Below are 12,568 nucleotides of genomic sequence, written 5' to 3'. Positions count from 1 at the left end.
CATCAGCGCCTGCGGCCGGGATAGGCCCGAATCTGCGTGGCGTAGGTGTCACCATCCGCGATGTAGTTGAACGCGGCTTGCACGGGCGTGCCCTCGGAGAGTTGCTGCGGTGAGACGCGCTTGCCGTTGGCGCTGATGCGGGTGGTGTTGGTCACAAAGAGGTTGAAGGTGTCTCCGGACTCGGCGTCGCGGACCACGACGTGGTCCTTTCCGACGGAGGCCACCCGCCCTTGCATGACGACGCTGGCCAACACCGTGGTCCCCGTATCCGCGTCAGACGCCGTGGCCTGCGTCCCTGAGCCTCCCGTCCCCGTACCCTCACGCCGCAATGTGTTCACCTCGGCTTCGAGCCGCTGGACCTGGTCGCGAAGCCGCGCGACCTCTTGCTCGAGGTTCTCGTGCCCCGCGCCGCTGGCTGCCTGAGTCTCTGCTGCGCCGCCGCTGACCGCGCCGCCCGTGGGCGCGCCAGCCGGTGATTCACGGCCAGCTGTCGAACTGCCCTGCCCCGTAGCAGGGGACTGGGTTCCCATCGTGTCGCTGCCGGCCGTGCCGTCCGTCGCGGAGCCGGCCGATATGCCGCTGCCTCCGGCTGCCGTACTACTGCCTTCAGAGGCGGGGGCTGCCGACATGCCGCTGCCTCCGGTCGCCGTACTGCTGCCTTCAGAGGCGGGGGCTGCCGACATGCCGCTGCCTCCGGCCGCCGTACTGCTGCCTTCTGAAGCGGAGCCTGCCGACATGTTGCTGCCTCCGGGGGCGGGCCTGCCGTGTTCGTGCCTCCGCCAGTCGTGCCCGCTCCTGCGGTGCCGCTCAATCCCGCCCCACCTGTGCCGGCCGTGCTCGTGGAAGGAACGTTCATTCCAGTTCCCCAGGTGCCGCCGTCGGCGTTCGCGGGTGCCTCGGGTTGCCCGCTGCCGCCGATACCCGGCTGAGGGTGTACCCACGTGTCGCGCCCGCGGGTGGCGCGGCAACGGGCTCCGCGCCGGTGTTGGTCTCAATCGTGTCCATCGAGCTTCTTTGCGAATCGGCGGGAGCCAGCTGCGGCGGAGGCGTGAAGTTGCCTGGTTCGTAGGCGCCCTGTGGCTGGACGACGCCCGGCGTTCCGCCGGACGCCGCGCCTCCGGCAGAGCCACCGCCTGCTGATTGGGCAAGACCGGCCGACGACGTGAGAAGGCTGAAGGTCAGGGCGGCATGGGTAATGGCGCGTCGCATGGTCGGTTCCTTTCCCTTTTCCTTGAGAAGGTGCGGTCCGGGGGCGAGGCGGCAAGCGCGGGAACAGGCGAACAGCCAGGAGGATGGCCGCATGTAGGGAGCGCTGGCGTCAGGAAGCCACTGTCGAGTCCGCCTCATGGGCGTCTCAGCGCCGGGGACAGGCCTGGCCGCATTCCCATGGGGACTCCGGCGCCCAAACGAATGAGCGCGTGGCGAGCCCGGCCCTGGACGGGCTTCAGAGCTTGCTGTTCGGAAATGTCGGGACTTTTGAGCGGGCGAAATGTCCCGACATTTCCGAACAGCAGCCGGCACCCTCGGCCAGAGGAGGTCTGCCTCAGAAGGCGTAGCGAACCCCGAGGCGGAGCTGTCGTGGCGTCTGGTACTGCAAGGGCAGCAACGTCTCCTCACGGAGAACAGTTTGTGCATTGAGCACATTGAACGCGTCGATGCTCAGCGTCACGATGTGCTGGTCGGCAGTGCCGTAGCGCGCGCTCAGCTGGGCATCGATGGTGTGTACCCACGGCGTCCGCGCATTGCCCGCTTCGCGTGGTGCGCCAGCCGCGCCCAGGTAGGCGAGGCCCGCGTTGAGCGTGAGCCTCCGCGTGAGCGTGAACTCCTTGGATGCAAAGGCCTTGAAGACATGGGGCCGGTCCGCTGCGAGCAATCGCGACTGCGACAGCGGCCGTCCGCCATCAGTGCCGAAGGGGCCTGTGTAGTTCCCATGGAGCCGAGACCATGTGTAACGGAGCTGGGCCTGCCAGCCGTCCCAGAGGCTGCGGCCAAGCTCCACCGTGACGGCATCATAGGTGCGCGCTGCCTTCGGCAAGCTGGCAGCAGGGCCCGCGCCGGGATTGACGATGAGGAACCCGCCCGCACCGTCGTCCGCAATGGTCGCGAGCGCATCATCCAGGCGGCGGCGCGTGTAGGTCACACCCGCCTTCGCGAACAGCGAAAGCTCATGCTCCGCGCCCGCGACGAACTCGGAAGACGACGTCGGACCGAGCCGCGAAGCGATGCGCGCGTCCGGCGTGAGCAACCCCAGGGGAACCATCCCCTGATACTTCGCGGCGTGCGCGAACAGCTTCATCCGGCCGTTCCCACCGGGGTCGAAGACGAGCCCGACTCGCGGTGAGAGCTGGTGGTGCGTCATGTTCCCACGCACGTCCGCATCGAGGAGCTGCGCGTCGTAGCGAAGACCTCCATTCAGCGTGAGCCGGTCGTTCAAGGTCCATCGGTCCTGCACGAACCCGCTCAAGCTGCTGCTGGTGATGTCGGCGACCTGCGATGGGCGTTGGACGACATGTTCGAGCTCCAGGCCCGTTGCCAGCGCATGGTGTCCCAGTCCCTTCAGCCAATAGGAAGCCTGCGTCTTCGCCTGGAATCGGTCAGTGTCGACGCTCGCAGGGCCAGCAGGCGACAGCCGGGTGACATCGTGGCCCAGCCAACTCGCCTTGGCATCGAGCGTGACGCGTCTGTCGAGGACCAAGGCGTTGTAGGCGAGCACGGCCATGACCGTGTCGCTGTCCACCGCCCACGGAGCCTGCGCGCCTTCCATCCCCCGCATGAACGCGGGAGCGGTGACAACAGTCAGCGATGTCCAATGTCTGTGTTTGAGGGCATACGTCAGCCTGGCCAGTGCCTGGAGGCTGCGTTGGTCCATGAAGCCGGCGTCCTGTTCGACGCGGCTGAGCGCGGGGACGATGCCCGCGAAGAACCAGAGCCGGTCCTTGAGCAGCGGTCCGCCCAGTGTTCCGCCGAAATCCCCCAGGTGACGGAGCGCGCCGTCCGAGGAGACGGCGGGGCGGGGGCCTGTCGCGGGCTTCCATGCCCCTTCCAGCGCGCCCGGTGCCCAGTTCGCGAAGACCTCACCACGCAGTTCATTGGAGACGGCCACTGGCTTCAGGTCGATGATACCGCCCGTGGTACGTCCGTACTCCGGCATGTATCCGCCGGTGAGCACGCTGATGTCGCTGACCAGTTCCTGGTTCAGCGGGAGCAGGTTGCGGCCCGTGGTCGGATCGCGAGTCGAAAGCCCTTCCAGCAGGTATTCGTTTTCAAAGGGAGTGGCGCCGCTGAAGGACCGTCCGTCCACGCTGTCCACCGTGCCGGGTATCCACTCCGCGAGGCTGTCCGAGGTGCGCATGGCGCCAGCCCACTTCGTTGGGCGGCTGACCGGAACGCGCGAGACGTCTTCCCGCCACTGGATGAACCGAAGTGTCGAGCTGCTCGTGTCGACAGTCGGGCCTCCGCAGAACAATCCAACGGCCTCTCCTGGCTCCGTCGGCTGGAGCTCGACGTTGACGCGAAAAGCGCGCCCTTCACTGACGGAGAGGGGGAGGGAGTAGGGCTCGAACAGCTCGCGCTCGAAGCGGAGCGTGTAGTCGCCCGGGGGCAGGTCGGGAATCCGATACCTTCCGTTGGGCTGGGTCACGGCGATGCGCTCACCGCCCTGCGCGGACGGGCTCGCCGTCACGACGACCTCCGCGACGGGCTGCCGTGACTGGGCATCGATGACCGTGCCCAGAATGGCACTCCGTGGATTCTCCGCCGCACCGGCCGTCAGCAACGCGGCCAGGGCGACTCCCACGATTCGCAGCGCCTTCTCCCCCACCATGCGGGCGTTGTCTCCCCTCCAGAACAGTATGGCACGGCCACCCTTCGGCCCCGTTCTGTGCTGTCGTGGGGAAACGAACTGGGACGTGGCGCCGGGCCGCTGTTGATTCCATCCCCGGCAAGGTCAGGAACACCGCCGCGAGGAGCCGCCGTGAGTGGACGCGAGAGTCCGGTGTCAGGAGGCAAGGCGGCGCGCGCCTCCGCGAAGGAGGCTCGCCTGCGCCGAGCTGGCCCATGGCCGCTCACTGTGGCCACCGCCGCCGCGCTCGGGTTGCTCGTCTACGTCGCCACCACCAGCCTGCCCTACCTCATCTCCGCGCCCACCTCGGATCCGCACTTCGGCGCGCTGAACCACTGTCTCGCCCGTCTCCTGCAACGCCCCCTGCTGGGCTGGGCCGTCTCGCCGGATGCCTCGCGCGCCGCCGTCTACGGCGCCCAGGCCATGGCGGTCTGCACCCTGCCGGAGGGCTCCCAGCGGCTCCCCTGGCGGGCGTACGCGCCATCACCTTCGACCGGGAGAATCGCCTCTGGTGGTCGCAGGCCGGACAGCTCTGGCGCGACGACGGTGCCGAGCCCATGCGCATGGGCGACTTCTCCCCAGTATCACTCGTCAGCCACGGGGGCGGGGTGCTGGCGCTCGATGCGGAGGGGCAGCTCGTCTCGGTGGCGCCTGACGGAGCGGTGCTGGGACAGGTGCCGGTATCCGGGGCGGAAGCACGGCTGTCCGTGGGAGCGGAGGGCACCTTCGCCGCCGTGCTCGACGAGGCCTCGCTCCGCTTCTACGAAGCGCGAACCCTCACGCCACTCCCCATGGAGTTGCCGTGTGAAGCAGCGGACTTGTGGTGGCTCGAGCGCCCCGAGCGCGTCCTGATCGCCTGCGCCCAGGGGGCCGAGCAGGCTTTCGCGGTGGATCTCCGGACCGCCCGGTACGAGCCGGCGCAGCGCCCGCCAGGGGCGCCTGCTCGGAGGCTCCTCGGACGGCCCCTCTATGTGCACGGCTGCGATGGATTTCCGTGCACGGCCCCTGCCCCCTGAGATGTTGGTAGGAGGTGCGGCGCCGGGTGCCTTTCACGGGCGGTCCGGGCCTCTGAACCACTGCGTTCATTGGCGAACGTTCAGGGTTCCGCGGGGCCTGCATTGAATCGACAAGCCCGCGAACTCCCTGGAGATTCGCCCCAGCCCGGGCGCCGCTCAGCGCAGCCAGCAGCGTTCATCCCGATCAGAGGTTTCTCGCGTGGACGACACCAAGGTTCCCCAGTCCCCTTCCAACGGCCGCAAGCGTGCCTCCGCGCGCAAGCCTTCGGGGAACGGCACTTCCCGACCGGAGGCGCCCACCCGCGAGGTGGCCCCTTCCGAGCACCCCGTGGCCAACCGCTTGCGCGGTGACCGAGGACGAACCCGCTCCACCTCGCCAGCCGACCTCGAAGTGGCGGCACCGAAGCCCGCCCGCCGCAACGGCCGGGGCCGTGGCGCTCGCGCGTCCACCCCGCGTGGCCAGGGACGCGGCGACCATCCGCTACAGCCCCTGCTCGCCGCGCTTCGTTCGGTGCACGGCGGAGACTTCTCCGTGCGGCTCCCTGGCGGCGACGCCGACCCGGTGATGGAGGAGATTGCCAGTGCCTTCAACGCCGTGGTGTCGCTCAACGCCACCCTGACGCAGGAAGTGGTCCGCGTGGAGCGCGTGGTCGGCCGCGAGGGCCGCATGGGCGAGCGCGTGTCGCTGGGCGACGTGCGCGGCGACTGGGCCCACAGCATCAACTCCATCAATTCGCTCATCGGCGACCTGGTGCAGCCCACCACGGAGGTGGCGCGCGTGCTGGTGGCCGTGGCACAGGGCGACCTCACCCAGAAGATGGCGTTGGAGATTGATGGCCAGCCCGTCAAGGGCGAGTTCCTCCGCATCGGCACCACCGTCAACGCGATGCTGGATCAGCTCAACTCGTTCGCCGCCGAGGTGACGCGCGTGGCGCGCGAGGTGGGCAGCGACGGAAAGCTGGGCGGTCAGGCCGAAGTGCGCGGCGTATCCGGCGTGTGGAAGGACCTCACGGACAACGTGAACCTGATGGCCAACAACCTCACGGCCCAGGTGCGCAACATCGCGGAGGTGTCCACGGCGGTGGCCAACGGCGACCTGTCCAAGAAAATCACCGTGGACGCGCGCGGCGAGGTCTTCGAGCTCAAGAGCACCATCAACACCATGGTGGACCAGCTCAACGGCTTCGCCTCCGAAGTGACGCGCGTGGCGCGTGAAGTCGGCACCGAAGGGAAGCTGGGCGGTCAGGCCGCGGTGCCCGGCGTGTCCGGCACCTGGAAGGACCTCACGGACAACGTGAACTTCATGGCCTCCAACCTCACCACGCAGGTGCGGGGCATCGTGAAGGTGGTGACGGCCGTCGCCAACGGCGACCTCACTCAGAAGCTGATGGTGCCGTCGCAGGGTGAGATTGCCGCGCTGGGCGCCACGCTCAACGCGATGACGGACACCCTCAACGTCTTCGCGCAGCAGGTGACCAGCGTCGCGCGCACGGTGGGCGTGGAAGGCAAGCTGGGCGCCCAGGCCCAGGTGCCCGGCGCCGCCGGGACGTGGAAGGACCTCACGGACAACGTGAACCTGATGGCCAACAACCTCACGGCCCAGGTGCGCAACATTGGCGAGGTGACGACGGCCGTCGCCAAGGGCGACCTGTCCAAGAAAATCACCGTCGACGTGCGCGGCGAGGTGCTGGAGCTGAAGGACACCATCAACACGATGGTGGACCAGCTGCGCGCCTTCGCGTCCGAGGTGACGCGCGTGGCCCGCGAGGTGGGCACCGACGGCAAGCTGGGCGGTCAGGCCGACGTGAAGGGCGTGGGCGGCGTGTGGAAGGACCTCACGGACAACGTGAACTACATGGCCTCCAACCTCACCACGCAGGTGCGCAACATCGCGCTGGTGACGACGTCGGTGGCCAATGGCGACCTGTCCAAGAAGATTACGGTCGACGCGCGCGGCGAAATCCTGGAGCTGAAGAACACCATCAACACCATGGTGGACCAGCTCAACAGCTTCGCCTCGGAAGTGACGCGCGTGGCGCGCGAGGTCGGCACCCACGGCAAGCTGGGTGGCCAGGCCGAGGTGCGCGGTGTGTCCGGCACCTGGAAGGACCTCACGGACAACGTGAACGTCATGGCCGTGAACCTCACCACCCAGGTGCGCGGCATCGCCAAGGTGGTGACGGCGGTGGCCAACGGTGACCTCACCCAGCGCCTGAAGATGGAGGCCAAGGGCGAGGTGGCCGAGCTGGCCGACACCATCAACGCAATGACGCAGACGCTGTCCATCTTCGCGCAGCAGGTGACGGACGTGGCGCGCACGGTGGGCGTGGAAGGCAAGTTGGGCGCCCAGGCGGTGGTGCCGGGCGTGGCGGGCACGTGGAAGGACCTCACCAACAACGTGAACCTGCTCGCCAACAATCTCACCGACCAGGTCCGCAACATCGCCGAAGTCACCACGGCCGTGGCGAAGGGTGACCTGTCTCGCAAGATTACCGTCGACGCCAAGGGCGAGGTGCTGGAGCTCAAGAGCACCATCAACACCATGGTGGACCAGCTCAACAGCTTCGCCGCCGAGGTGACGCGCGTCGCGAAGGAAGTCGGCACCGAAGGGAAGCTGGGCGGTCAGGCCGAAGTGCGCGGCGTGTCCGGCGTGTGGAAGGACCTCACGGACAACGTGAACTTCATGGCCGTCAACCTCACCACGCAGGTGCGCGGCATCGTGCGCGTGGTGACGGCGGTGGCCAACGGCGACCTGAACCAGAAGCTGACGATGGATGCCAAGGGCGAGATTGCCGCGCTCGCGGACACCATCAACGCGATGACGCAGACGCTGTCCATCTTCGCGCAGCAGGTGACGGACGTGGCGCGCACGGTGGGCGTGGAAGGCAAGCTGGGCGCCCAGGCGGAAGTGCCGGGCGTGGCGGGCACGTGGAAGGACCTCACCAACAACGTGAACCTGCTCGCCAACAACCTCACGGCGCAGGTGCGCAACATCGCCGAAGTCACCACGGCCGTGGCCAATGGTGACCTGTCCAAGAAAATCACGGTCGACGCCAAGGGCGAGGTGCTGGAGCTCAAGAGCACCATCAACACGATGGTGGACCAGCTCCGCGCCTTCGCCGCCGAGGTGACGCGCGTCGCGAAGGAAGTCGGCACCGAGGGCAAGCTGGGCGGTCAGGCCGACGTGAAGGACCTGTCCGGCGTGTGGAAGGACCTCACGGACAACGTGAACGTGCTGGCCGGAAACCTCACGGACCAGGTGCGCAACATCGCCAAGGTGACCACGGCGGTGGCCAACGGCGACCTGTCGCAGAAAATCACCGTCTCCGTGAAGGGCGAGGTGCTGGAGCTCAAGAACACCATCAACACCATGGTGGACCAGCTCCGTGCCTTCGCCTCCGAGGTGACGCGCGTCGCGAAGGAAGTCGGCACCGAAGGGAAGCTGGGCGGTCAGGCCGCGGTGCCCGGCGTCGCCGGCACCTGGAAGGACCTCACGGACAACGTGAACGTGCTGGCCGGAAACCTCACGGACCAGGTGCGCAACATCGCCAAGGTGACCACGGCCGTCGCCAACGGCGACCTGTCGCAGAAAATCTCCGTGGAGGCCCGGGGCGAAATCCTGGAGCTCAAGAGCACCATCAACACCATGGTGGACCAGCTCCGCGCCTTCGCCGCCGAGGTGACGCGCGTCGCGAAGGAAGTGGGGACGGACGGCAAGCTGGGCGGCCAGGCCGCGGTGCCCGGCGTCGCCGGCACCTGGAAGGACCTCACGGACAACGTGAACAGCATGGCCTCCAACCTCACCGCGCAGGTGCGAAACATCGCGCTGGTGACCACGGCGGTGGCCAATGGCGACTTGTCCAAGAAGATTACCGTCGACGCCAAGGGCGAAATCCTGGAGCTGAAGGACACCATCAACATCATGGTGGACCAGCTCAACAGCTTCTCCGCGGAGGTGACGCGCGTCGCTCGCGAGGTCGGCACCGAGGGCAAGCTGGGCGGTCAAGCCGAAGTGCGCGGCGTGTCCGGCGTGTGGAAGGACCTCACGGACAACGTGAACTTCATGGCCCGCAACCTCACCACGCAGGTGCGCGGCATCGTCAAGGTCGTGACGGCCGTCGCCAACGGCGACCTGAAGCAGAAGCTGGCCGTGGAGGCGAAGGGCGAGGTCGCCGCGCTGGCGGAGACCATCAACAATATGACGGACACGCTGGGCACCTTCGCCGAGCAGGTGTCCACGGTGGCCCGCGAGGTGGGCGTCGAAGGGAAGCTGGGCGGTCAGGCCCGCGTGCCCGGGGTCGCGGGGACATGGAAGGACCTCACGGACAACGTGAACTTCATGGCCTCCAACCTCACCACGCAGGTGCGCGGCATCGTCAAGGTCGTGACGGCGGTGGCCAACGGCGACCTGACGCAGAAGCTGGCCGTGGAGGCGAAGGGCGAGGTCGCCGCGCTGGCGGAGACCATCAACAACATGACGGACACGCTGGGCACCTTCGCCGACCAGGTGACGACGGTGGCCCGCGAGGTGGGTATCGAAGGAAAGCTGGGCGGCCAGGCCCGCGTGCCCGGCGCGCGCGGCACGTGGCGGCAGCTGACCGACAACGTGAACCAGCTGGCCGGCACGTTGACGAGCCAGCTGCGCGCCATCTCCGACGTGGCCACCGCGGTGACGAAGGGTGACCTCACGCGCAGCATCACCGTCGTGGCCGAGGGCGAGGTCGCCGCGCTGAAGGACAACATCAACCAGATGATCGTCAACCTGCGTGAGACGACGCAGAAGAACCAGGAGCAGGACTGGCTCAAGACGAACCTGGCGAAGTTCAGCGGCATGATGCAGGGCCAGAAGAGCCTGGACGCCGTCAGCCGCCTCATCATGAGCGAGCTGACGCCGCTGGTCTCCGCGCACCACGGCGCCTTCTTCCTGGTGGACGGCGCCGAGGCCGGCACGCCGCTGCTCAAGCTCACCAGCACCTACGCGTACCGGGAGCGCAAGCACATCGCCAACCGGTTCCGCTTCGGTGAGGGCCTGGTCGGCCAGTGCGCCCTGGAGCGGAAGACCATCCTGCTCACCCAGGTGCCGGAGGACTACATCACCATCTCCTCCGGGCTGGGTGAGGCCGCGCCGCTCAACATCATCGTCCTGCCCGTCCTCTTCGAGGGCGAGGTGAAGGCTGTCATCGAGCTGGCCTCCTTCCACGCGTTCAGCGCCATCCACCAAATCTTCCTGGATCAGCTCACGGAGACCATTGGCGTGGTGCTGAACATGATCATCGCCAACATGCGCACGGAGCAGCTGCTGCTCCAGTCGCAGGACCTGACGCAGGAGCTCCAGAGCCAGTCCAAGGAGCTGACGCAGCAGCAGGAGGCCCTCAAGCGCAGCAACATCGAGCTGGAGGAGAAGGCGACGCTGCTGGAGGAGCAGAACCGCCGCGTCGAGGAGAAGAACAACGAGGTGGAGCGCGCCCGCGTCAGCCTGGAGGAGAAGGCCGAGCAGCTCACCGTCATCTCCAAGTACAAGAGCGAGTTCCTGGCCAACATGAGCCACGAGCTGCGCACGCCGCTCAACTCGCTGCTCATCCTGGCCAAGCTGCTGTCGGACAACAAGGACGGCAACCTCAGCACCAAGCAGGTGGAGTACGCGAACACCATCTACGCCTCCGGCGGAGACCTGCTCAGCCTCATCAACGAAATCCTCGACCTGTCCAAGGTGGAGGCCGGGAAGATGCAGGTGGAGCCGCGGGACATCGTCCTCACCGAGCTCAATCAGTTCATCGAGCGCAGCTTCCTCCCTGTCGCGGAGCAGAAGGGCCTGTCCTTCACCGTGGAGGTGGGGCCCGGCGCGCCGCGCCACATCCGCACCGACCCGCAGCGGCTCCAGCAGGTGCTGAAGAACCTGCTGTCCAATGCCTTCAAGTTCACCGACGAGGGCAGCGTCCAGCTGAAGGTGAAGCTGGCCGAGGTCGGCACGCACTTCGACCACGAGGTCCTGCGGCGCTCGCGGTACGTGCTCGGCTTCGCGGTGTCGGACACGGGCATCGGCATCGCCCGGGACAAGCAGCGCCTCATCTTCGAGGCGTTCCAGCAGGCGGACGGCTCCACCGCGCGCAAGTACGGTGGCACGGGCCTGGGCCTGTCCATCAGCCGCGAAATCGCCAAGCTGTTGGGCGGCGAAATCCAGGTGACCAGCGAGCCCGGCCGCGGCAGCACCTTCACGCTCTACCTGCCGCCCGAGTACGTCAGCCCGGAGGAGGAGGGCCTGCCGTCCATTCCGTCCTCGTACGAGCCTCCGCCCCGGCTGCCGCCTCCTCCGGCGCCGGAGTCGCCGCGCGCGGAGCCGCCCCCGCGCCGCCGGTGGTGGACAGTGGCCACGTGCTGGACGCGGCGCTGCCGCCGCCCATCGAGTCGCTGCTGACGCCCGTCGCCGTGGAGGATGACCGCGACCACATCCGCGAAGGGGACCGCGTCCTGCTGCTCATCGAGGACGACGTGAAGTTCGCCCGCATCATGGTGCAGATGGCGCGGGAGAAGGGCTTCAAGGCCCTGGTGGCCACGCGCGGCGACACCGGCCTGTCCATGGCCAACGAGTTCCAGCCGCACGCCATCACCCTGGACATCCAGCTCCCCGTGGTGGACGGCTGGAGTGTGCTGGACCGGCTCAAGCGCAACTCGCGCACGCGTCACATCCCCGTGCACGTCATCAGTGTCATGGACAAGAACCAGGGCAACTCACAGGGCGCCTTCGGTTACCTCACCAAGCCCGTCAGCAAGGAGGGCCTGGAGCGGGTGTTCAACCAACTGGCCAGCTTCCTGGAGCGCAAGGAGCGCCGGCTGCTGCTGGTGGAGGACGACGACGTCCAGCGCGACAGCCTGGTGAAGCTGCTCAGCGAAGGCGGCGATGTCGAGGTGACGGCCGTTGCCACCGGCGAGGAGGTGCTCGAGAACCTGGAGACGGGCGAGTTCGACTGCGTCGTCATCGACCTGATGCTGCCCGACACCGACGGCATCCGGCTGGTGGAGGAGGTCAAGACGCAGAACCGCTTCCGCGACCTGCCCATCGTCATCTACACCGGCAAGGAGCTGACGCCCAAGGACGAGGCCCGGCTGCGCCGCTACACCGGCAGTGTCATCCTCAAGAGCGGGACGAAGAGTCCGGAGCAGCTGCTCAGCGACACGGCGCTGTTCCTCCACCGGTTGGACCAGAACCTGCCGCCTCGCGCCCGCGCCGCCCTGGCTCAGCGCAACGAGAAGGACACGGAGCTGTCCGCCAAGAAGGTCCTGGTGGTGGATGACGACATGCGCAACATCTTCGCGCTCACCAGCGTGCTGGAGAACCACGGCATGCAGGTGGTGTTCGCGGAGAACGGGCGCGCGGCCATCGAGATGCTCGAACAGCACCGCGACGTCGACATCGTCCTCATGGACGTGATGATGCCGGAGATGGACGGCTATGAGACCATGCGGGCCATCCGCAAGGACCTCAAGTACTCCAGCCTCCCCATCATCGCGGTGACGGCGAAGGCGCTGAAGGACGACCGGGAGAAGTGCATGGCGGCCGGCGCGAGCGACTACCTGCCCAAGCCGGTGGACACCGACAAGCTTCTGGAGCTCATCCGTCTTTGGGTGACGGCTTGATTCGCTGAGTGATGGTTACCGTACGGCGCCTCTCTTCCGGGCTTGGGTCCGGTCGAGGGGCCGCCTAGCCTCTTCC

General features: G+C 67.5%; 5 protein-coding genes. 3 read left to right on the top strand and 2 right to left on the bottom strand.

Going from position 1 to position 12,568, the window contains the following annotated elements:
* Positions 1 to 2: 2 nt before the first annotated feature.
* Both QEG98_RS37040 and QEG98_RS37035 read right to left on the bottom strand, forming a co-directional pair.
* Positions 3 to 530, bottom strand: coding sequence for a bZIP transcription factor (locus QEG98_RS37040; protein ID WP_316564676.1), 528 nt, complete (start codon positions 528 to 530; stop codon positions 3 to 5).
* 1,013 nt (positions 531 to 1,543) lie between these two features.
* On the bottom strand, positions 1,544 to 3,823 hold the full coding sequence (locus QEG98_RS37035; protein WP_316564675.1) for a TonB-dependent receptor: 2,280 nt from the start codon (positions 3,821 to 3,823) through the stop codon (positions 1,544 to 1,546).
* Positions 3,824 to 4,404: 581 nt separating this feature from the next.
* On the opposite strand from QEG98_RS37035, the gene QEG98_RS37030 reads away from it, so the two are divergent.
* The 3 genes from QEG98_RS37030 to QEG98_RS37020 all read left to right on the top strand — a co-directional run bounded on the left by QEG98_RS37030 (position 4,405) and on the right by QEG98_RS37020 (position 12,492).
* On the top strand, positions 4,405 to 4,857 hold the full coding sequence (locus QEG98_RS37030; protein WP_316564674.1) for a hypothetical protein: 453 nt from the start codon (positions 4,405 to 4,407) through the stop codon (positions 4,855 to 4,857).
* Positions 4,858 to 5,056: 199 nt separating this feature from the next.
* Positions 5,057 to 11,272: a HAMP domain-containing protein gene (locus QEG98_RS37025; protein WP_316564673.1), complete on the top strand. Its 6,216-nt coding sequence runs from the start codon at positions 5,057 to 5,059 to the stop codon at positions 11,270 to 11,272.
* A complete protein-coding gene (locus QEG98_RS37020; protein ID WP_316564672.1) occupies positions 11,212 to 12,492 on the top strand; it encodes a response regulator in 1,281 nt (426 codons plus the stop codon). The genes QEG98_RS37025 and QEG98_RS37020 overlap by 61 nt, the downstream gene beginning before the upstream one ends.
* Positions 12,493 to 12,568: the final 76 nt, after the last annotated feature.

It is taken from the genome of Myxococcus sp. MxC21-1 (assembly GCF_032612255.1).
Taxonomy (GTDB): domain Bacteria; phylum Myxococcota; class Myxococcia; order Myxococcales; family Myxococcaceae; genus Myxococcus; species Myxococcus virescens.
Note: the sequence above shows the minus strand (reverse complement) of the source record. Positions and strands in the feature narration are given on the sequence as shown.